21 protein-coding genes are annotated in these 19,330 nt (G+C 71.3%); 10 read left to right on the top strand and 11 right to left on the bottom strand.

From position 1 onward, the window contains the following. Window positions 1-175 precede the first annotated feature (175 nt). The 3 genes from ACIQMJ_RS40265 (at window position 176) to ACIQMJ_RS40275 (ending at window position 2,483) form a co-directional block, all read left to right on the top strand. Window positions 176-631 carry a DUF5994 family protein gene (locus ACIQMJ_RS40265; RefSeq protein ID WP_499766279.1) on the top strand — a complete coding sequence of 152 codons (456 nt, stop codon included), beginning with the start codon at window positions 176-178 and terminating at the stop codon, window positions 629-631. 328 nt (window positions 632-959) lie between these two features. Then, a complete protein-coding gene (locus ACIQMJ_RS40270) occupies window positions 960-1,685 on the top strand; it encodes a GAF and ANTAR domain-containing protein (RefSeq protein ID WP_499766280.1) in 726 nt (241 codons plus the stop codon). A gap of 51 nt (window positions 1,686-1,736) precedes the next feature. Next, the gene (locus tag ACIQMJ_RS40275) at window positions 1,737-2,483 is read left to right on the top strand and encodes a GAF and ANTAR domain-containing protein (protein WP_499766281.1); all 747 of its coding nucleotides are present in this window, start codon (window positions 1,737-1,739) and stop codon (window positions 2,481-2,483) included. 7 nt (window positions 2,484-2,490) lie between these two features. On the opposite strand, the gene ACIQMJ_RS40280 is transcribed toward ACIQMJ_RS40275, so the two are convergent. The 3 genes from ACIQMJ_RS40280 to ACIQMJ_RS40290 form a co-directional block, all read right to left on the bottom strand. Next, window positions 2,491-3,210 (bottom strand): AfsR/SARP family transcriptional regulator, encoded by a 720-nt coding sequence (locus ACIQMJ_RS40280; protein WP_499766282.1) that lies wholly within the window; start codon window positions 3,208-3,210, stop codon window positions 2,491-2,493. Between the two features lie 430 nt (window positions 3,211-3,640). Then, entirely contained in the window at window positions 3,641-4,108 is a 468-nt protein-coding gene (locus ACIQMJ_RS40285; protein WP_499766283.1) for a calcium-binding protein, read from the bottom strand. A gap of 217 nt (window positions 4,109-4,325) precedes the next feature. Further along, on the bottom strand, window positions 4,326-5,642 hold the full coding sequence (locus ACIQMJ_RS40290) for a hypothetical protein (RefSeq protein ID WP_499766284.1): 1,317 nt from the start codon (window positions 5,640-5,642) through the stop codon (window positions 4,326-4,328). A 410-nt stretch (window positions 5,643-6,052) separates the two neighbouring features. Between ACIQMJ_RS40290 and ACIQMJ_RS40295 the strand changes: the two genes are divergently transcribed. Together ACIQMJ_RS40295 and ACIQMJ_RS40300 are read left to right on the top strand one after the other, a co-directional pair. Continuing rightward, a complete protein-coding gene (locus tag ACIQMJ_RS40295) occupies window positions 6,053-7,060 on the top strand; it encodes an NsdA family TPR-like regulatory protein (protein WP_499766285.1) in 1,008 nt (335 codons plus the stop codon). A 274-nt stretch (window positions 7,061-7,334) separates the two neighbouring features. After that, window positions 7,335-8,114, top strand: a complete 780-nt coding sequence (locus tag ACIQMJ_RS40300; RefSeq protein ID WP_499766286.1) for a hypothetical protein — start codon at window positions 7,335-7,337, stop codon at window positions 8,112-8,114. A 76-nt stretch (window positions 8,115-8,190) separates the two neighbouring features. Here the strand turns inward: ACIQMJ_RS40300 and ACIQMJ_RS40305 are convergent, their stop codons facing one another. Together ACIQMJ_RS40305 and ACIQMJ_RS40310 are read right to left on the bottom strand one after the other, a co-directional pair. After that, entirely contained in the window at window positions 8,191-8,574 is a 384-nt protein-coding gene (locus ACIQMJ_RS40305; RefSeq protein ID WP_499766287.1) for an HPF/RaiA family ribosome-associated protein, read from the bottom strand. A 69-nt stretch (window positions 8,575-8,643) separates the two neighbouring features. After that, window positions 8,644-9,546 (bottom strand): acyl-CoA desaturase, encoded by a 903-nt coding sequence (locus tag ACIQMJ_RS40310; protein ID WP_499766298.1) that lies wholly within the window; start codon window positions 9,544-9,546, stop codon window positions 8,644-8,646. Between the two features lie 569 nt (window positions 9,547-10,115). Between ACIQMJ_RS40310 and ACIQMJ_RS40315 the strand changes: the two genes are divergently transcribed. The 3 genes from ACIQMJ_RS40315 (at window position 10,116) to ACIQMJ_RS40325 (ending at window position 12,041) form a co-directional block, all read left to right on the top strand. After that, complete coding sequence (locus ACIQMJ_RS40315; RefSeq protein ID WP_499766288.1) at window positions 10,116-10,673, top strand: DUF5994 family protein; 558 nt, start codon at window positions 10,116-10,118, stop codon at window positions 10,671-10,673. Further along, on the top strand, window positions 10,670-10,825 hold the full coding sequence (locus ACIQMJ_RS40320) for a DUF6307 family protein (RefSeq protein ID WP_499766289.1): 156 nt from the start codon (window positions 10,670-10,672) through the stop codon (window positions 10,823-10,825). The genes ACIQMJ_RS40315 and ACIQMJ_RS40320 overlap by 4 nt, the downstream gene beginning before the upstream one ends. A gap of 76 nt (window positions 10,826-10,901) precedes the next feature. Beyond that, window positions 10,902-12,041, top strand: a complete 1,140-nt coding sequence (locus tag ACIQMJ_RS40325; RefSeq protein ID WP_499766290.1) for a glycosyltransferase — start codon at window positions 10,902-10,904, stop codon at window positions 12,039-12,041. Here the strand turns inward: ACIQMJ_RS40325 and ACIQMJ_RS40330 are convergent. The 6 genes from ACIQMJ_RS40330 to ACIQMJ_RS40355 all read right to left on the bottom strand — a co-directional run bounded on the left by ACIQMJ_RS40330 (window position 12,006) and on the right by ACIQMJ_RS40355 (window position 18,126). Continuing rightward, the gene (locus ACIQMJ_RS40330; RefSeq protein ID WP_499766291.1) at window positions 12,006-13,097 is read right to left on the bottom strand and encodes an IS630 family transposase; all 1,092 of its coding nucleotides are present in this window, start codon (window positions 13,095-13,097) and stop codon (window positions 12,006-12,008) included. The genes ACIQMJ_RS40325 and ACIQMJ_RS40330 overlap by 36 nt on opposite strands. Before the next feature lie 15 nt (window positions 13,098-13,112). Beyond that, the gene (locus tag ACIQMJ_RS40335) at window positions 13,113-13,919 is read right to left on the bottom strand and encodes a hypothetical protein (protein ID WP_499766292.1); all 807 of its coding nucleotides are present in this window, start codon (window positions 13,917-13,919) and stop codon (window positions 13,113-13,115) included. 498 nt (window positions 13,920-14,417) lie between these two features. Beyond that, entirely contained in the window at window positions 14,418-15,161 is a 744-nt protein-coding gene (locus tag ACIQMJ_RS40340; RefSeq protein WP_499766293.1) for an SDR family NAD(P)-dependent oxidoreductase, read from the bottom strand. A gap of 109 nt (window positions 15,162-15,270) precedes the next feature. Continuing rightward, window positions 15,271-15,702 carry an Rrf2 family transcriptional regulator gene (locus ACIQMJ_RS40345; RefSeq protein WP_499766294.1) on the bottom strand — a complete coding sequence of 144 codons (432 nt, stop codon included), beginning with the start codon at window positions 15,700-15,702 and terminating at the stop codon, window positions 15,271-15,273. Between the two features lie 110 nt (window positions 15,703-15,812). Then, the gene (locus tag ACIQMJ_RS40350) at window positions 15,813-17,315 is read right to left on the bottom strand and encodes an MFS transporter (protein WP_499766295.1); all 1,503 of its coding nucleotides are present in this window, start codon (window positions 17,313-17,315) and stop codon (window positions 15,813-15,815) included. Next, complete coding sequence (locus ACIQMJ_RS40355; RefSeq protein ID WP_499766296.1) at window positions 17,305-18,126, bottom strand: hypothetical protein; 822 nt, start codon at window positions 18,124-18,126, stop codon at window positions 17,305-17,307. Before ACIQMJ_RS40355 ends, ACIQMJ_RS40350 begins: the two co-directional genes overlap by 11 nt. 200 nt (window positions 18,127-18,326) lie before the next feature. On the opposite strand from ACIQMJ_RS40355, the gene ACIQMJ_RS40360 reads away from it, so the two are divergent. Together ACIQMJ_RS40360 and ACIQMJ_RS40365 are read left to right on the top strand one after the other, a co-directional pair. After that, the gene (locus ACIQMJ_RS40360) at window positions 18,327-19,058 is read left to right on the top strand and encodes an enoyl-CoA hydratase/isomerase family protein (RefSeq protein WP_499766297.1); all 732 of its coding nucleotides are present in this window, start codon (window positions 18,327-18,329) and stop codon (window positions 19,056-19,058) included. Between the two features lie 114 nt (window positions 19,059-19,172). After that, window positions 19,173-19,330 (top strand): S-adenosylmethionine synthetase N-terminal domain-containing protein (locus ACIQMJ_RS40365; RefSeq protein WP_499766299.1); only part of this gene is annotated, 158 nt, incomplete at its 3' end.

A 19,330-nucleotide genomic window follows, 5' to 3' on the forward strand; every position in this document is an offset into this window, starting at 1 on the left:
GGCGTAAGATGGGAAATACCGAGGGCGCATCGAACGCCGGCGATCGAGCCGGCACCGCCTTGGGCGCACCACGATTCCGGCCGCTCCGGCCGGAGGCGGGAACGTCGAGTTGACCTCGAACCAGCGGAGTCCCCTCACCACCGACCAGGTCACCGCGCCTCGCTGCCGGTGGGCGGTGACATCTCACCCCGACGGGTCGGGCTCCGTCGACGGCGGCTGGTGGCCGTGGTCCACCGACCCGGCTACCGAATTCCCGCCGCTGATCACCGCCATGGCCGCGCTGGGGCTGCCCGTGCAGCGGGTTTCCTACGACCTCGACGCGTGGGACGCCGTCGGACGGCGTCCCACCGTGCACGGCACGGTGGTGCGACTGGAAGGGTTCCGCACCACGCAGTCGCACACGGTCACCATGGTCGGACCCGACCGCGTCCGGATCCGGCTGCTGGTGATCCCGCCGGCCACACCGGGTGGCGCCGCACGGGCCGCGATGCGCGCCGCCGCCCGCACCGGCTCGACCACCACCGCGGAAGACATCTTGGAGTGGAACAACGTCGCCGTCCGGCATGCCCGCACGGCCGCCCTCCCGGACCGGCGGGTCGCGCTCCTCTACGAGGACGGGGTCGCGTCATGACCGCCCGCACCCCATCAGGACAGACGGCCACACCCCCAACGGCGGTGCCGGATTCACCGATCGGCGTCGTCGCGTCCCGCGGGCCGCTGTGGCGCAGGCGGGTCCGGGTGAACGTGAGTCGCCGTCGGCGACCGCCTCCCGCTCAACGCTGATCGCCCTCGCCGGCCGCGCGGACCGCACGACCTCGCCGCGCGTTCGGGTGAGAGTTCCGGCGCCCCGCTGAGGTCGGTGGGCTGCGGGGTTGCGGCGCGTAGAGTGGAACGGTCGTGTTCCACGGTGCGGGAGGTTCGGTTCGTGCCCTGCGACCAGGTGACTGGGAGGTCTCCGGATGGCCCGGTACACCACCAGTCGGTTGGTCCAGGTGAGCCGCTGGATCGCAGAGGAGGCCGCCGACTCGGGCACGCCCGTCTCGGTCGGTGCCCTCTGCCAGGCCGCCGTCGCGCGGTTGGGCGTCAGCGGTGCCGTGCTCACCGTGGACACCGCCGGGTGGCCGGAGGTCAGGTGCGCCACGGACGCGCTGGGTGAACGCTTGGCCGAGTTGCAGGTGACGGTGGGCGAAGGACCGGCCGTCGACGTCTGGCGCGGGGGCGGACCGGCGCTCGTCGCCGACCTCGACGCCCCGTCCAGCCAGGCCCGGTGGCCGATGTTCGCGCCGCTGTCCGTCGAAGCCGGGGCGGCCTCGCTGTTCGCCCTGCCGCTGTGCGTCGGCGCGATCCGGGTCGGGGTGCTGTCGCTGTACCGGCTCGAGGTGGGCCACCTCGACGCCGCGGCGCTCACCGACTCGCTGGCTTTCGCGGAGCTGGCCCTGCGGCTGCTGCTCGACGAGCACGCCGACCTGGGCACGGTGGACGCCGCCGAGGACGGCCTGCCCCTGCACAACCCCCACGTGCACCAGGCCACCGGGATGGTGGCGGCGCAGCTGGGCCTGGGGATGGCCGACGCGTTCGCCCACCTGCGCGCCCGGGCGTTCGCCGAGCAGGTGCCGCTGAGCGCGCTGGCGGCCGACGTCGTGGCCCGCCGACGGCGATTCGAACGCGACGGAGGACGACCGTGAACCTGTGCGGAACAAGACCGCGCTCTGAGCACACCAGCGGAGGTGGCTGCGATGGACGGTGACCGTCTCGTCGACACGTTCGTCGAGTTGGCCGACACCCTGGTCGACGACTTCGACGTCATCGACTTCCTGCACATGCTCGTGGACCGGTGCGTCGAACTCCTCGACGTCGACGCCGCGGGACTGCTGCTGGCCGACCAGCGGGGCAGGTTGCAGCTGGTCGCGTCGTCCAACGAACAGGCCCGGCTGCTGGAGCTCTTCCAGCTCCAGAACGACGACGGGCCGTGCCTGGACGCGTTCGCCACCGGCACCAGGGTCAGCCACCCCGACCTGGCGGAGGCGGGTGAGCGGTGGCCGCGGTTCACCGCGGTGGCCGCCGAGGCGGGGTTCGCCGCCGTGGACGCGGTGCCCATGCGCCTGCGCAGCGAGGTGATCGGCGCGCTCAACCTCTTCCGCAACCGGTCCGGCGACCTGGACGCCGGCGCGTTGCGCACCGCCACGGCGTTGGTCGACGTCGCCACCATCGGCCTGCTGCAACAGCGTTCGATCCACCACCATCAGGTGCTGACCGAACAGCTCCAAGCCGCGCTGAACAGCCGGGTGGTCGTCGAACAGGCCAAGGGGCTGGTGGCCGAACGCCTCCAGGTCGACATGGACACCGCGTTCGCCACGCTGCGCGGCTACGCCCGCGGGCACAACCTCAAGCTGAGCAGCGTCGCCCACGACGTCATCGCGGGCGACATCGACACCTCAGAGCTCCTCAGGACGTCCGTCCACACCAAGACGCTCCGACGCTGACCGGACGCTACCGGTCCAGCCCGCCGCGCCGTGGCGTCGCGTGGCGTCCGACCAGGTCTCGGAGCTCCGGGGTGGGCGCCAGTCCCAGGTCCACGCGGAGGAGGCGGCTGAACCGGTCGAACGCGTGCACCGCCTCGGACTGGTTGCCCTCGGCCAGGTGGACGCGGATGAGGGCGGTCTGCGCGCTCTCCCGCAACGGGTCGGCGCGCACGACCACACTCGCCGCTGCCGTGGCATCCCCGAAACGCCTCGCCTCCACCAAGCCGTCCACCACCGCCTCCAACGCGTGGAGCCGGAGTTGGCGCCAGTCCTCGACCTCGAAGGCGAGCCAGTCGTCGTACCAGAGCGGCAGCAGTTCCGACGACAGGGTGGCGACCGCCTCGACGCTCAGGTCCCCCGCGGCGTGCGGACCGGCTTCGAGCAGGCGGTGGGCGAGCGCCTGGGCGTCGCGCAGGTCGACCGAGACACCGGGCGCGAGCTCCAAGCTCGACGGGGTGACCAGCAGCGTGTCTCGGCAGGCGCGGTTCATGCGGATCAACGTCGACCTCAGGGCCGCGTAGGCGTGACCCTCGGTGGCGTCCGCCCACAGTGAGCTCGCCACGAACAGTCGCCCCACCGCCCGCCGGCGCATCGCCATGAACGCCAGCAGGCGCTCAGCCCCGCCCGGGACCGGAATGGCGTCGACTCCCCCGGTGAGCCGGAACCCGTCGAGGAGCGCTACGCGCAAACCCGCTTGGTGCCCTTGAGGCGCCAACCGCGCTCCCGGCGCCGCGAGTGAGGTCATGAGCCCGGCGTCGATGAGGTGTCGAAGAGGTCCGGAAGAATGGTCACGAAAGCCCTTTCGGCTTTGACTTGCGCGGTGTGCGCGGAGCCCGCGCTCGCGGCCGAGTCGGAGCCGGCTGCGGTGGAACCGTCGACTGACGCTCCGGCCAGATTACCAGCGCGGACACGGCGAGCGATCCCGCTCAGTGCTCAAATCCTTGCCACCACTCGGATCCGTCCTGCGTGAGGCAGGGTCCTCCGCCCCTCAAACCACCCATTCGGGGGTTGGTTCCCGGAGCCCCCTTGGGCGACACGAGGAGCGACCCGGTCCCCTTCCAGGGCCGGGTCGTCGACGGTTCGTCGTGTTCGCGGTTCATCTCGGTGGTTCCCGATTGCTACGACTCGCAGCTGCTGCGGAGGTCCGGCGGCACGCCGACGGGTCCGCAGGAATCGGTGTTGTCACCGCCGTTGAGGGTGTCCTGCGCGGCATCGGTGCCCGGACCGCTGAGCGTGTCGTCGCCCGCGGAGCCGTTCAGCGTGTCCGTGCCGAGGTCGCCGAAGAGCAGGTCGTTGCCGACCTGGCCGGTGAGCGTGTCGTCGCCCGCGCCGCCGTAGATCGTGTCGATGTAGGCGGTACCGGTGATGGTGTCGTTCCCCCCGCTGCCGTAGATGGTCTTGCCGGGGTTGGCGCTGGTGCAGTCGATCGTGTCGTTCCCGCCGGAACCGAACACCGTGGTGTCGTTCTGCGTCACGTTGGGACCGATGGTGCACGGGACCGCCGCCGAGGCGACACCGGCACCCAGGAAACCGCCCATGACCAAGACGCCTGTTGCCAGGATCGGGTAGAGCTGTCGAGTTCGCATTTCGTCCTCCGCTTCGTTCTCCGGGAATTCGGATGACCACAGCGTGTTCCCCGGCGCGTTACCGGCGCGTGACGCCGTCACGGTGCCCGCGGAGGACTGGTGGAGGCGACACTACGTCACGTTCGGCGCGCGGGGCGTTCGCGCGTCGCGCCGGTCGGGGCCCGGGCCCGCGGCGGCGTGGCCGCGAGCCCGGGTGTTGCCGCGTGACCGCGGTCGATCAGCAGGAGCAGACCCCGCCGTTGTTGACACCGGCCACGCCGTTGGGACCGACGGAGCCGCTGTTGCCGTTGACCACGGTGGCGCCGGCTTCGACGGTGCCGGTGTTGCCCAGGCCGCCCGCGCCCGCGGCACCGCCGAGGCCGCCCGCCCCACCGGGACCGCTGCACCCGGTGCCGCCGTTGCCGCCCGCACCCCCGTTACCCCCGTTGCCACCGGTGACGGTGATGGCGTCGGCACCCGCTTCACCGTTGACGGCTCCCGAGTTGCCGACACCACCGGCGCCGCCCGCGCCACCGACGCCGCCCGCGCCACCGGGCTGGGTCGCGCTGATGCCGTTGCCGCCCTTGCCACCGACTCCGCCGGCACCGCCGACGCCACCGTTGGCCTTCAGGGTGTCGACTCCGGCGCCGCCGTTGACGGTCCCGCTGTTGCCGATGCCGCCCGCGCCCCCGGCACCGCCGACGCCGCCCGCGCCGCCGCCGCTGCCGCAGCCGCCGACGCCACCCGCGGCACCGGACCCACCCGCACCACCGGTCACGGTGACGGTGTCGAGACCGGCGTCGGTGGTGCCGCCGTTGACGGTGCCGGAGTTGCCCGCACCGCCGACACCAGCGGCACCACCGATGCCGCCCGCGCCCGCGCCACCCGCCACGAGGCCCCCGTTGCCGCCCAGCGCACCGAGGCCGCCGTTGCCACCCTTGCCACCGGTCGCGTTGACGGTGTCGTTGCCCGTGCCACCCTGGATGGTCCCGGTGTTGCCCGCACCGCCGACACCGGCCACGCCACCATTGCCACCGGCGCCGCCGGCACCGCTGTTGAGGCCGGTCCCCCCGTTGCCGCCGTTGCCGCCGTTGCCGCCGGCACCACCGGTGACGGTGATGCTGTCCGTGCCCGGGCCGCCGTCGATGATCCCGGTGCCGCCCACGGCGACACCGCCGCCCGTGCCGACGCCGCCGTTGCCGCCCGCGCTGCCGGCCGGGGTGCCCGCGGTGCCGTCCGCCCCGGGAGCGCCGTTCGAGCCGGCGACGCCCGCGACGCCGGTGACGTTGATGGTGTCGTTGCCGGCGAGCGAGTTGACGGTCCCGTTCACCGGTCCGCCGGTGATGGTGATGATGTTGTTCGCCGTGGTGCCCGTGAGGACCTCGCCGGCCGGGATCCCGGCGGTGCAGACGAAGTTGTTGCCGGTCTGCGTGCACCCGGGAGGTTGAGCTTGGGCTGTCCCCGGCGCCACCAGTGCGAAACCGGCCACCGTGCCCAATCCGACGAGGACGCGACCCAAGCGGCCGGCCGTGCCGGTGCGCGAGTTCGAATTCATGATCAATCTCCACCCGTGAGGTGGGTCCGAGCCGATGCCGCGGACCCGCGGGGGTGATCGGATGACCGGGGGCCGGGGTCACGTGTCCGGTGCCGATGAACGAGAGCACCGGGACGACCAACACCCTCGAAGGCTCAATGTGCGCGTCTCTCCGGAACCAGCGGAAGGCACAACGCCGCCGGCCACCCGAATGCGGCAAGCACTCCCCCGGATGCGAACGAGTCCGCAGTTCACGGGTTGTTCCCGGCAGTCCCTCGGGTGATCACGCGCACACCCGGATCGCGCGTTCGGTTGCACCGCCCACCGATCAACCGCCGCACACCGCAACTGTGGGACAGTGGTTGTTCTGGTCGTTCGCTCCGGACCCCGGTGAACCACCGTCGTGTCGTCGACCGCCGGAGGTTCCTGTGATGCAGCCCGACAGCACGACGCCCGCCGAGGACTCGAGCCCTGATCGGCCGTGGGGCGTGCGGGGACGGGTCGTCATGGCCGACGTCGACTCCGTGGTGGCGTGCACCGCCGTCCTCCGCGCACTCGACCACCGCCACGGCGGAGGCCGCTGCCGCGAGGCCGCCGTGTCACGCCTCCCGTCCGCCTTGGCGCTGCTCGGACACCCCGGCGCCGACGACGTCTCGGGGCCGCTGCACGCCGCCGTGGCCGACTTGCACAACCTCGCGGGCTGGTCCTCCTTCGACACGGGGTTCCCGGACGCGGCGGCGCGGCACTTCCGCACGGCGCTCACCGTCGCGGCGCGGGGTGACCACGCGTCGCTGGCGTCCAACGTCTACTACCGGCTCGGGCGGTTGGTGCTGCACCACAACGACCCAGGGCGGGCGATGGCCGAGTTCCAGCTCGGTGAGGGGGCCGCCGCGGCTGCCGGATCCGCGTTGGCTGGGGCGGTGATCTTCGCCAACCGGGCCTGGGCGCAGGCTCGGATGGGGCGTCCGGACGACGTGGCGATGTCATTGGCCCGCGCGCGGGACGACTTCATGCGGGCGTCGGACGAGCCCGTGCCCGCCTGGGCGGCGTTCTTCACCGCCACCGACTTCACCGCGATCACCGGTGTCGTCTACACCGAACTGGCCCGGACCGCGGACCCGCGGTACGCCGGGTTCGCGGCGGCCGTGCTGTCGACCGCCGTCGACGGCTACGGGCCCGGAATGGCGCGCAGCCGGGCGTTCAGCCTCATCTCCTTCGCGATCTGCCACCTGCTCGACGGCCAGGTGGACGCTGCGGTCGAGCTCGGCAACCAAGCGGTCGACCGGTGCGAGGTGCTGACCTCGACCCGAGCGGTCGAGCGGCTGCGCCCGCTGCGCGACGAGGCGGCACGCCGCCGCGGCCATCCCGGCGCACTCGCGCTGGTGGAGCGGATCCGCGCCTTCCGCCCCGCCGCCGCCGGGGCTGCGGCGTCGACGTGAGCCGACGGGCCGGTCCCGTCGGCACGTCACGGCGTCGCCGCCCATTCGAGTGAACGCGGAGTCGCCCGTTCGGCCGAGGGCGTAGATTGGACACCGTTACCCCGGACCCCGGTGGCGAACCACCTCTCGCACTGACCGCAGCGGTGTTTGGCGCGCCGGGGTTTTCGCACGGGGCGCGAGAGGCACCAGCCACTCGAATCGTGATGGTGCCCGGCGATCCGAACGCATCGGCTCCGCCACGCCACGCAGGTCGCCCTCGATCCTGTTCCAGGAAATGAAGTCCCATGCGACACACCGCACCACCGTCGAAGCACTGCTCGGCGCCACCCTCATGACCGGGGGGCTGGTCACCGTCACACCGGTGGCGCAGGCCATCACCATTCCGGTGCCGTGCGGCGAGAACGCCCTCGTCGCGGCGGTGAACCTGGCCAACTCCACCACCACCGCCGACACCCTCGTCCTGGCAAGCGGTTGCACCTACAGCATGACCGCGGCGCGCGGTGGCGCCTCCAACGCGCTACCCGTGATCACCACCCCGATCGAGATGGTCGGCCCCGCCACCGTCACCAACGCTTCCCCGCTGGGCCTCAGGCTGTTCCGGATCGCCGAGGTCGGCCCGACCGGCAGCCTCACCCTCACCACCGGAGTCGCGTTCACCCGCGGCAACGTCGGCGGCGACGGCGGCGGCATCCTCAACCGCGGTGCGGTCACCCTCACCGGCAGCACGCTGACCGGCAACACCGCCTCGGGCAACGGCGGCGGCCTCGCCAACGCCGACACGCCGTCGGGCACCGCCCCCGCGGCGACGTCGACCAACAGCCCCGTGTCCGGCAACACCACACCGCTCGGCGAGGGCGGTGGCCTCTACAACGGCCTGCGCGGCACCCTCACCGCCACCGGCGTGACCGACAACCACGCGCTGTCGGCCCTCGGCCAGTCCGGCGGTGTCTACCGCCAAGGCGGCACCATGACCACCACCAACTCCCCCATCACCGCCAACACACCCAACAACGGCGTGGGCAGCACTCCCGCCGTCCCCCACTGCACCGGCTGACCGCTTCCGGTGGCCCACCGGGTGGGCGAGCCGGGCGGAAGGCCGATCGACTGCCTTCCGCCCGGCCTGCGTCGTGCTAGTCGTGCTCGGGCAGCGTGGGCACCGACCTCAGCGTGCGGTTGTTGCGCGGTTCGGTGCGCGTCTTGGCCTCGTCGACCTGTCGGATCAGCTCGTCGCGAACCTCGCTCAGCGCCGCGGGCAAGTCCCGCTTCGAGGACGTGGCGACGAGGTGCAGGCGGGGGTTCCGGTTGATCCAGCACTCCAGGGTGACCCGCTGCTCGACGCCCTGGCGGTCCTTCACGCTGATCTCCAAGTCCAGCTGATCGGCTCGGAACGACCGCAACCGCGAGCCGAGGGCGGCCAGGTGTCCCGAGACCCAGTCGTGCTCGGACGCGAGGAAGCCGGTCGCGAGCTTCAAGCGCTCGGCGATGACCGTTCTGCCTTCGGGGGCGTCATGCATGCGCTGTCCGTCCTTTGTGGATTGCGGTCGGCGTCGGGCGGGGAACCCGTCCGCACCGCACCGCGGTTGTCAGGAGCTGGTGGACTTGAGGGTCCGGGCCAGCCGCTCCGGTCGTGGCCAGCGGACGTGGGTGGCCCAGCCGACCACCTCGAAGACCCGGATCAGCCGCGCGGAGATGTCGATCTGACCGCGTCGCACGCCGTGGCGGGCGCAGGTGGGGTCGGCGTGGTGGGAGTTGTGCCACGACTCGCCCATCGACAGGATCGCCAGCGGCCAGAAGTTGGCGGACTTGTCGCGCGAGGTGAAGGGGCGGTCACCGATCATGTGGCAGATCGAGTTGACCGACCACGTGACGTGGTGCAGCACGGCGACGCGCACCAGGCCGGCCCAGAAGAACCCGGTCAGCGCACCCCACCAGCTCCACGTGATGAGGCCCCCGGCGATCCCGGGCGCGAGCAGCGTGACCACGGTCAGCGCGGGGAACCAGCGGTTGACGCGCTGGATGTCCTCGTCGGCGAGCAGGTCGGGGGCGAAGCGGGCGGCGTTCGTCAGCTCCCGCTGGAACAGCCAGCCCATGTGGGCGTGCCAGAAACCCTTGGCCAGCGCGCCTGCCGACGTCCCGAAGAGCCACGGGGAGTGGGGGTCGCCCTCGCGGTCGGCGTAGGCGTGGTGCCGGCGGTGGTCGGCGACCCAACCGATGACCGGTCCCTGCATGGCCATGCTGCCGACCACCGCGAGCGCGATCCGCAGTCCGCGGGTCGCCCTGAACGCACCATGTGTGAAATAGCGGTGGAACCCGATCGTCACCCCGAGGCAGGTGAGGGTGTAGAAGAAGGCGGCGAGGCCGATGTCGACCCAACCCAGGCCCCAGCCCCACGCCAGCGGAACCGCCGCGGCGAGCGCCAGCGCCGGGATCACCGCGAACAACTTGACCAGGAACATCTCCGACGGCGACTTCACGCCGGCCAGCATGGGCTGCGGCGCGGTATCGGCTCGCGGGACTTCCGATCGGACTTCAGCGCTCATCTTCATACCTCCGGCAACGGCATTCGTTCTCCGTCGCCGGGGTCCGGGGCGATCGGTGTGGGGGTTGGGCGGGTGCCGCGACAGGCAGCCGCCGGATCACGCGGGTCAGATACCCGTGGCGCGGTGTCGGCAAACCGGCGCGGTGGGACCGGTGCCCTCGACCGGTCGCGGTAGAGGGCACCGGCTTGGTGTCTCCGTCAGCGAACGTCAGCTGGTAGGAGCACGGGCGTGGCGAACACCCGGTACAACGCCGCCGCGGCCGGATTTGTTCCCGCCGTGCGGATCGGGTCGCGGACCGGCGGCGTCGTGACCGAAGTGGACGAACCGGGCGGACGGACGTCGCCGAGTGATTTTCCGGTTATTCCTCAACCGCGACCGGCGCTATTCGGTCGATCATGTCCGAACAGGTGTAGGATCACGTTGTCGAGAACATCCCGCACGTGGGCGGTCAAGCCCGCGTCGTACTCGGTGAACATTGAAACCGGTCGTTTCCCGACCGGAGACGGGAGTCCGACATGACGTCGGCACCCCACCCTCCCATCACCGCGGTCACCGAGCAGCTCGCGCAACCCCGACGACTGCGGCTGCGGCCGAAGTCGCTCACCACCACGGGGCACGTCGACGGCGCCTGGTGGCCGCGTTCCCGGGACCTCGTCACCGAGCTACCCGCGTTGCTCGCGGTGCTGGCGGTTCGGCTGGGCCACGTCATGCGGGTGAGCTACAACCACTCCGAGTGGAGCACCGCGCCCCGCCGCGCCCCCGCGGACGGCGGCCAGGTCCGGCTCGACGGGTTCAACTCGCGGCCTGCCCACACCGTCGACCTGGTCGCGGCGGACGGGCACCGCCTCACGCTGCTCGTCGTGCCGTCGGACACCGACCCGGCCGCCGCCCACCACACCATGGCGCTCGCGGCTGATCGCGACAACGCCCAAACCGTGCAGGACCTGCTCACCGCGGGGTCCGGCCCGACCACACCGACCCGGCTGACGACCGACCTGGCCCACATCGCGCTCCTGGGCTGGGAAGCGGACGGCGGCCGGGTCCCCGAGCAGACGAGCAGGCGCACCTCATGACGACACCGACCTACCTGTCCCTGTACGAGCGCAGGGTCGAGCTGGTGCAGGAAGCGCTGTCAGCGCACTCCGACCTCAGCCGGAAGGACGCACGGGGTCTCGCCGTGCACGTCCTGCACGCGCTGGACCGCATCCCGGAGAGGGTCCGCTGACAGGTCCCGGCCACTCCGCACGACGTGGTCCCGCCGGCGGTCCCGGCCCGCGTTCCACTCGCCTCGAAGGGCTTGCATGTCCCGCACCTACGGTTTTCTGAGCACGTACCCGCCCACCCAATGCGGACTGGCCACGTTCACCGCCGCACTGCTGCACCACCTCACCGCGGTGACGCCGGGTGGCGAGGGCCGGGTGGTGCCCGTCCTCGCGGGACCGGACGACGAACCCGCTGTCACCGGGGGAACAGCGGTGGCGCACCGGATGGTCCCCGGTGCGTCCGAGACCGCGGCCGAGGTCCTCAACGACTGCGACGTGGTCGTGGTGCAACACGAGTACGGGATCTACGCCGGTCGCGACGGCGAGGACGTGCTCGGCGTGCTCGCGCGGCTGAGGGTGCCCGTGGTCGTGGTGCTGCACACGGTGCTCACCGCGCCCACACCCGGCCGGCGGCGCGTGCTCGAAGAGGTCGTCAACCACGCCGACGCCGTAGTGACGCTGTCCGAGGCCGCGCGGCGCCGCCTAGTGGACGGCTACGCCGTCGAGCGGCCCGATGAGGTCGTCGTGATCCCGCACGGTGCGCTCCCCGTCGAGTCGCCCGCCCCCGGACCGTCCACCGACAGACCGCTGATCCTCACCTGGGGCCTGCTGCGGCGGGGCATGGGCATCGAGTGGGCCATCTCCGCGCTGGGTGCGCTGCGCGACCTGAGGCCGCGTTATCTGGTGGCGGGTCGGACCCATCCCGAGGTGTTGGCGCACGAGGGTGAGGACTACCGCAGGAACCTGCGCAACCGCGCCATCGCTTGCGGCGTCGCGGACCTCATCGAGTTCGACCCGACCTACCGCGACGTGGACGCGGCGGCGGAGCTGGTCGGTCAGGCTGATGTCGTCCTGCTGCCCTACGACCCGTCCGAGCAGGTCGCCCCCGGGGTGCTCGTCGAAGCCCTGGCCGCTCGCAAACCGGTGGTCGCGACCGGCTTCCCGCACGCCGTCGAACTGCTGGCGGACGGCGCGGGACTGCTGGTGCCCCACCGCGATCCGGCCGCCATCGCGGCGGCGCTGCGGCGCGTGCTGACCGAACCGGGACTCGCGGCCGGGATGAGCGACCGCGCGGCGGGCCTCGCCCCCGCGTCGAGCTGGACCGCGGTCGCCAACCGGTACCGCGACCTGGCGGAAAGCCTCCTAGTGTCCTGCGCCAGGAATTCGATCAAGATATGAGGCGAGGCGGTCGAGGATCTCGTCCGCGTCCTTGGTCCAGACGAAGGGCTTGGGGTTCTCGTTCCAGGTCTTGATCCAGTCGCGGATGTCGTTTTCCAGGGCGCGCAGTGACTTGTGGGCGGCGCGGCGTAGTCGTTTGTCGGTGAGCAGGCCGAACCACCGCTCGACCTGGTTGAGCCAGGAGGAGTAGGTGGGGGTGAAGTGCATGTGGAATCGGGGGTGCGCTTCCAGCCACTTGCGGACGGTGGGGTGTTTGTGGGTGCCGTAGTTGTCGCAGATCAGGTGCACCTCGAGGTCGGCGGGCACCTCCTTGTCCAGTTTGGCGAGGAACTTCTTGAACTCCACGGCCCGGTGGCGGCGGTGGATCGAGCCGATGACCTCGCCGGTGGCGATGTCGAGCGCGGCGAACAGGGTGGTGATGCCGTGCCGGATGTAGTCGTGGGTGCGACGTTCGGGCAGGCCCGGCATCATCGGCAGTGTCGGCGCGGACCGGTCCAGGGCCTGGATCTGCGACTTCTCGTCCACGCACAGCACCAGCGCCTTCTCCGGCGGGTTCAGATAGAGCCCGACCACGTCGCGGACCTTGTCCACGAACTGCGGATCGTTGGACAGCTTGAACGTGTCGACCTGGTGCGGCTTGAGGTTGAACGCCTTCCAGATCCGCCCGACCGTGGAGCGCGACAACCCGCTCTCGGCCGCCATCGACGCGCGCGACCAGTGGGTGGCGTCGGCCGGCGTCCGTTCCAGCGTGGCCACCACGACCTGCTCGACCCGCTCGTCGGTGATCTTGCGCGGGGCGCCGGGACGCTGCTCGTCGACCAGCCCTTCAAGTCGCCGCTCCATGAACCGGCGTCGCCACTTGCCCACCGTCTGCGGCCAGATCCCCAACTCGGCGGCGACGTCCTGGTTCGACTTGCCGTCGGCACAGCCCAGCACGATCCGGCACCGCTGCGCCAACGCCTGCGACGACTTCGCCCGCCGCGCCCACCGCGTCAGCGTCTCGCGTTCCTCGTCGGTCAACACCACAGCGGCCACCGGCCGACCCGTCCGAGCCATCGGACAAATCTACACTTACTCAACGAATTTCAGGCGCAGGACACTAGCCGCCCGCGTCGTCGTGACCACGTGACCGGCTCGAGCTTCGCCCACCGGCTCCGGCTCAGCGACGACGCGGGTCTGCACGAGCGCGCCGACGGGCCGCTGCCCGGCAGGTAGCACGGCTACTGCCCGGACGACGTCGCCCGCGGCCGGGTCGTCCTGCGCCGCGACCAGCGAACGCTTCCATCGCCGCTGCAGCCCGTCGAGCGTCGCGTCCACCATGACCTGCGACACATGCGAGTAGGTACCCGGGTGGCCGCCATCCGGTGGCCCAGCCGCTTGCACTGGAAAATCTCCGGCACGCCGTCCTCGATGAGCCACGTCTTGTGCGTGTGACGGGTCATGGAAGTGCGAACCTGCGTGGATCGGTGCCCATCCTCGGGTCGGATCGCCGTTGGCGAAGGGCAGCCAGGCCCGCCGCCGGGAGTTCGACCGGCGCAGCAGCCCTCCGTCCAGACCGGTGAAGACGTGGTCGTACATCCGGTCGGCCCGGTGCTCGGTGAGCAGGTCGACCAGGAACGGTGGCACGTGCATCGTGCGGATACCGGCCTTCGACTTCGGTGGCTCCAACTCCAACCGACCACCCACCTCGTGCAGGGCACCGTTGTACGCCGCCGTGACCACCAACACGCTGTCCGCGGGCGAACACCGCTGCGCTGCCACCCGCGCCTGCCACGGCGAAGCACACGGCCGCTCACCATGATCACCGGTATTCACCCGCGATCGCCGACACGGATTCGCTCCGATCACTTCCTCGTCGACCGCTTCACCCAGCAACATCGACAACAGCGTTACGACATCACCCACGGTGCGCTCGGCCAGCGACCGCCGCAGCGTCTTGGCCCACCCCTCACCGCGATCCGCGGAACTTCCTGCAACGGCACGTCACCAGACCGCGACATCTCCTCGTCGATGACAACCCCCGTCTCAGCGGACGCAGCAGGTATGGACGCTCCACAAAGGACAGGTGTCAACTCGCATGTGGTCACCACACCCATCCGAAGCCGAGTGTCCGCCGAGCACCGAACCGACATCACCTCCACTGCGGCACACAGCACGACGAGCGTTCCGCAGCACACCCAGTCGGTCGCTACGGCTTGACCGGGGCCGCCGATCACGAGTGGGGCGTGGCGGAGCGCAGTGTCCACTTCAGGCCAGGTTGCCGCGGCGGTCGTCGAAGGAGAGCCCGGCGGAGGCTCGGAGGTGCACGGCCCACCCGTCGGGCTGGGAACCCGGATGCGCTTCCCTCATCTCGGTCTGCCCGACCGCTGCGAGGCACTAGAGCTGTGTGACACCGCCGTCGACGAACAGTTCCGCGCCGGTGGTGAAAGTGCTCTGGTCGCCGGCCAGGTAGACGGCGGTGGCGGCGACCTCGTCGGGACGGCCGGCGCGACCCAGCGGGGACGGTTCGGCCGCGGTGGGTCCGTCGCCCTGCGGGAAGGCGGCGCGGAGCTCGTCCCCGCCGGGGGTTTCGACGAAGCCGGGGGTGAGGGTGTTGACGCGGATCCCCCGGCCCGCCAGCTCGGCGGCCCAGGTGCGGGCGAGGTTGCGGATCGCGGCCTTGGTGGCGGCGTAGACCCCCAGGCCGGGGACGGCTCGCAGGGCCGCGCTGGAGGAGAGCAGCACCACCGAGGCACCGGACTTCAGCAGCGGCAGCGCCTTCTGGACGGTGAAGATCGTGCCCTTGAGGTTGATCGAGGTGGTGCGGTCGTACTCCTCCTCGGTGATCGCGCCGAGCGGGCCGTACTCCCCGACCCCGGCGTTGGCCACCACGACGTCCAGTCGACCGCTGCGGTTCGCGATCTCGGTGAAGAGCCGGTCGAGGTCGCCGAGGTCCGAGACGTCGCCCTGGACGGCGATGCCCCGGGCCCCGACCTGCGCGACGGCGGCGTCCAGCTCGGCCTGGCGGCGGCCGGTGAGGTAGACCGTCGCGCCCTCGGCGGCGAAACGGCGGGCGATCGCCAGGCCGATACCGCTGGAGCCACCGGTGACGAGGGTGCTCTTACCGTCCAGCTGTCCCATGAGATCCTCCGATTCCTTGTTGTAACCATTTTTGTTACATCGATGGGTGCACGGCACGCCTCCCCTCGACCGGAGAAGTCAACGGGCCGCGCTCAGGCGATTTTCGAGGTCAGGCGTCTTTCAAGACGTCCCGCAGCACGTCCTCCAACGTGGTCTTGGCCAGCTCCTCGCGCAAGACGGCCTCCACCTCGTCGTACACGGCGGCCATCACCGGCCCGATGCCGTGGCCCACGACGCACTCGGGGTTCGGCGTCGCGCGATGCAGGGCGAAGAGCGGCCCCGGCTCGATCGCCCGGTAGACGTCGAGCAGGGTGATCGCCCCCAGGTCCCGCACGAGGGTCCAGCCCGCCCCCGTCCCCCGTTGCGAATCGACCAGGCCGGCCCTGCGCAGTTCGGCCAGCAGGCGGCGGATCACCACCGGGTTGGTGTTGACGCTCGCCGCGATCTGGTCGGAGGTGGCGACCTCGTGGCCGCGCCGCTGGTACAAGCCGATCCAGGTCAAGGCGTGCGCCGCTATGGTCAGTCGGCTGTTGGCGCTCACGTCGACCTCCTCCCCTCGAACCTAGTCGTAACCGTAATAGTTACAACGCCGTGCGGCAAGTCCGGCGGAACCGAGGGTTCGCGTGGAGCGGGATCACGGGACGCGCGACGTCACGACGTTTCCGCGTCACCGGGCATCGCAGGGTCGCGCAGGTCGCGGCGGTCGATGTAGGCGAAGGCGATCGGCGTGAAGACCGCGCCCACGGCCAGGCAGAGCGTCGCGATGAAGGCCAGCGAGTCGGTGGACGCTTCGCGCACGAGCCCGAAGGCGGTAGTCAGTCCCGGTGCGGCGGTGGGGATGCCTTCTTGTCCGACTTGCGTGACGACGCGGTACTGGAAGAGGGCGCCGAAGGCCGTGACGCCCACGACGAGGCCGAGGTGGTGGCAGGTTTCGTTGACCCGGGTGGCCAGGCTTCCTCTCGACGGGGCGACCGAGCGGGCGGACAGGTCGAAGCGCAGCGAGGTGCCCAAGCCCACGCCGATGCCCAGCAGGATCATGCTGGGGAGGAGTTCCAGCCAGGTGGTGGCCGGGGCGACGACGATGAGCAGGCCCGCGCCGAGGGTGACGAGCGCGGCCGACACGCCGACGGCGGCTCCGGGTGGAACGTTCGTGGTGATCCCCCGGGTGAACAGGGTCGTGCCGATCAGCGCCGCGGTGAGAGGCAGCAGGCGTACGCCGGTGGCGAGAGGTGAGTGGCCGAGCGTGTCCTGGAGGTGGAGGATCGCCAGGAAGACCGCGGCCAGGCTGATGGCGCCGAACACGAACGTCGTCAGCGACGTGCCGAGGAAGGTGCGGTTGCCGAAGAGGGCCAGGTCGAGCACGGCCCGGTCGCCCCGGGCGCGCTGCGTCAGGAGGAACAGGAACAGGAACAACGCCGCGCCGGTGAACATCGCCAGGACGGGGGTGCTGGTCCAGCCGAGGGCTTGGCCGCGGAGCAGGCCCAGGACCAGGAGGGCGACGCAGGCGCTGGACAGGGTGAATCCCCACCAGTCCACGGCCGCCGAGGTGGTCGGGCGGACGTCGCGCAGTCGCACCTTGCCGATGGCCTGGAGCAGCACCCCGACAGGCAGGACGGACAGGAACACCAGTCGCCAGTCGACCTCGGCCAGGAGACCTCCCACCGGTGGCCCGAGCGCCAAGCCCGCGGCCGCGGCGGTGGACAGGAGGCGGAGCGCCCTCGCGCGCGCCGTTCCGGGGAACTCGTGCGCGGCGAGGGTCGAGGCGGTCGCGAGCAGGAAGGCGGAGCCGATGCCCTGGATCCCGCGGGCGACGGCGAGGACGAGCAGCGTGCCGGCGGCGCCCGCGGCCACCGAGCCGGCGGTGAACAGCAGCGCTCCCCACCGGAACGCCGATCGGTGACCGAAGCGGTCCGCCAGCGCGCCGCCGGTCGACAGGAACGCGGCCAGCGGCATGGCGTGGGCGGCGATGACCCACTGCTGTCCGCTGAAGTCGGCATCCAGTTCGGCGCGCAGAGCGGGGAGGGCCATCATCACCGCGGTGCTGTCGAGCATCACCAGAAAGGTCGCGGTGGCCGCGGCGACGAGGGTCCACCGACGGGTGAGGAGCGGGGCGTCCACCCGGGATGTCCGTCCTGGAGTCGACTCATCCGCCATCGAGCTCTCCTCCCGAGCGCTTCCGGCCGGCGGCCCGCCCTGGCGTCTTGGCGCCGGTTCGGTGGCGCCGCATGGTGGAGAGGTCGCGGCTGGAAGTGGTCACGCCTCGCAGGCGGACCAGGACGGTGCCGTCCGCGCTCGTCGCGGTGTGTTGCTCGCCGTCCCTTGTGGAGTACCGGCGCAGGTCCACGTGCGGCCCCAGCAGCCTCGCCACCTCGCGGTCATCCGCTGGGACCGGGATGTCGATCGTCCGCACCGAGGAGAGCGATTCCTGGGGGCCGGTGGCGCGGAGCAGTGCGTCCAGCGCGTCGCCGGGAAGCAGGTAACCGGTGAACCGGTTGTCCGCGGCGGGTTCCGCGTCGATGTCGTGCCATTCGGCTGTTTCCGGCATTTCGGGCACGCAGAGGTGTACGGACACCCTGGCGTGCTCGACCGTCGGAACGGCGTTGGCGGGCGGGCTGCCGATGCGGACGTCCACGTCGTCGCCCCTGCGGGTGGCGGTGACGTCGACGCGTCGCGGCCACCGTTCGGCCGGTGCCCTGAGCAGGCGCGGCAACGAGAGGTCCGAGTACCGGACGGGTGCCAGGTCTCGGGCGAACGAGGCGGCCGCCTCGGCCGCGATCTGCACCAGCGACGCGACGGGCATGGTCGGCCGGCCGTTGACGAGGTGGTGGCGGACCTCGTCGTGGCGGTCGAGGTCGACCTCGACGTGCCACAGCGCCTCGGTGCCGTCGTGGCGCTCGGGCTCCGGCAGGAACACGGCCGTCCTCGTCCACCGGTCTTCGTCGTGCGGTGTGGAGGGGTTGGACATCAGGGCGTCCCGTCTCGGCGGGTCGGAGGGGAGGTGAGATGAAACCACGGATCGCACTTCACCGGAAACCGTGTGTTCGCACCCTTGCGCCCGTGGCGGGATGTGCTTCGACCGGTGAACTCCCTCCTCCTGTCGGCGGTACTCGCCGCTCCTGCCGGCTGCCAGGGTCGGGATCTCCGTCAGTCCCATGAGGAGGTCCGATGCAGGCCACGCACGTCGAGGTGGAACGGCACGATCGCGTTCGCGTCCTGCGGCTGGCCCACGGCAAGGCCAACGCCCTGAACCCCGACGTCTGCCAGGAGCTCACCGCCGCGCTCGGAACCGCCGCGGCCGAGGGGGACGCCGTGGTGCTGACCGGTGCCGGAGCGATGTTCAGCGCGGGCATCGACCTGCACCTCCTGCTGGCCCACACCGAGCGCGTCGGCGAGTTCCGCGCCGCCTTGGTGGAGAGCTTCTCCGCGCTGTTCGACCATCCTCACCCGACGGTCGCGGCGGTGAACGGCAACGCGGTCGGCGGCGGGGCGATCTACGCCGCAGCGTGCGACTACCGCGTCATGTGCCGAGGTCGTGGTCGCATCGGCACGCCGGAGCTGCGCGCCGGGATCCCCTTCCCCGACCTCGGCATCGAGATACTTCGGCATTCCGCAAGCCCCGGCGTGCTGGCCGAGCTGGCCCTGCGGGGCGCGCTGTACAGCGCCGACCAGGCGCGCGCCATCGGGCTGGTCAACGAAGTGGTGGACCCGGACCGACTGCTGGACGCCGCTCTCACGATCGCGCGCGAGATGCGGCAGGCACCGGCTCCCCTCTACTCGTGGACCAAGCGCCAACTGCGCGGTGACGCGGACCGGCCTGATGTGACCGCGGTGTGGAACGACGACGCGGTCCTCGCGAGCATCACGTCCTACGTCGAGAGCCTCGGCGAGCGCCCGTAGGCGGGACGCCCGTGCTTCGACCACGGCTTCGGCGGCTTGACTTGAACTCGGCTTCAACGCCGAGACTGGGCCGAGGTCCGAGTGCCCCGCACGGTGCCGAACGCGAGGAGACGCATGCTCGAGCACGGCAGGCTGTTCACCAGTGAGTCCGTCACGGAGGGGCATCCGGACAAGATGTGCGACGCGATCAGCGATTCGATCCTCGACGCGTTGCTGGCGAAGGACCCGCGTTCGCGTGTCGCGGTGGAGACGATGGTGACCACCGGTCAGGT

The sequence above is a fragment of the Actinosynnema sp. NPDC091369 genome, from assembly GCF_044757065.1.
Lineage (GTDB): Bacteria > Actinomycetota > Actinomycetes > Mycobacteriales > Pseudonocardiaceae > Actinosynnema.

Coding starts and splice junctions, on each gene's coding strand:
- ACIQMJ_RS40270 (WP_499766280.1), top strand. CDS start 960: ATGGCCCGGTACACCACCAGTCGGTTGGTCCAGGTGAGCCGCTGGATC.
- ACIQMJ_RS40275 (WP_499766281.1), top strand. CDS start 1,737: ATGGACGGTGACCGTCTCGTCGACACGTTCGTCGAGTTGGCCGACACC.
- ACIQMJ_RS40285 (WP_499766283.1), bottom strand. CDS start 4,108: ATGCGAACTCGACAGCTCTACCCGATCCTGGCAACAGGCGTCTTGGTC.
- ACIQMJ_RS40290 (WP_499766284.1), bottom strand. CDS start 5,642: ATGAATTCGAACTCGCGCACCGGCACGGCCGGCCGCTTGGGTCGCGTC.
- ACIQMJ_RS40295 (WP_499766285.1), top strand. CDS start 6,053: ATGCAGCCCGACAGCACGACGCCCGCCGAGGACTCGAGCCCTGATCGG.
- ACIQMJ_RS40300 (WP_499766286.1), top strand. CDS start 7,335: ATGAAGTCCCATGCGACACACCGCACCACCGTCGAAGCACTGCTCGGC.
- ACIQMJ_RS40305 (WP_499766287.1), bottom strand. CDS start 8,574: ATGCATGACGCCCCCGAAGGCAGAACGGTCATCGCCGAGCGCTTGAAG.
- ACIQMJ_RS40310 (WP_499766298.1), bottom strand. CDS start 9,546: ATGCTGGCCGGCGTGAAGTCGCCGTCGGAGATGTTCCTGGTCAAGTTG.
- ACIQMJ_RS40315 (WP_499766288.1), top strand. CDS start 10,116: ATGACGTCGGCACCCCACCCTCCCATCACCGCGGTCACCGAGCAGCTC.
- ACIQMJ_RS40320 (WP_499766289.1), top strand. CDS start 10,670: ATGACGACACCGACCTACCTGTCCCTGTACGAGCGCAGGGTCGAGCTG.
- ACIQMJ_RS40325 (WP_499766290.1), top strand. CDS start 10,902: ATGTCCCGCACCTACGGTTTTCTGAGCACGTACCCGCCCACCCAATGC.
- ACIQMJ_RS40330 (WP_499766291.1), bottom strand. CDS start 13,097: ATGGCTCGGACGGGTCGGCCGGTGGCCGCTGTGGTGTTGACCGACGAG.
- ACIQMJ_RS40335 (WP_499766292.1), bottom strand. CDS start 13,919: ATGTTGCTGGGTGAAGCGGTCGACGAGGAAGTGATCGGAGCGAATCCG.
- ACIQMJ_RS40340 (WP_499766293.1), bottom strand. CDS start 15,161: ATGGGACAGCTGGACGGTAAGAGCACCCTCGTCACCGGTGGCTCCAGC.
- ACIQMJ_RS40350 (WP_499766295.1), bottom strand. CDS start 17,315: ATGGCGGATGAGTCGACTCCAGGACGGACATCCCGGGTGGACGCCCCG.
- ACIQMJ_RS40355 (WP_499766296.1), bottom strand. CDS start 18,126: ATGTCCAACCCCTCCACACCGCACGACGAAGACCGGTGGACGAGGACG.
- ACIQMJ_RS40360 (WP_499766297.1), top strand. CDS start 18,327: ATGCAGGCCACGCACGTCGAGGTGGAACGGCACGATCGCGTTCGCGTC.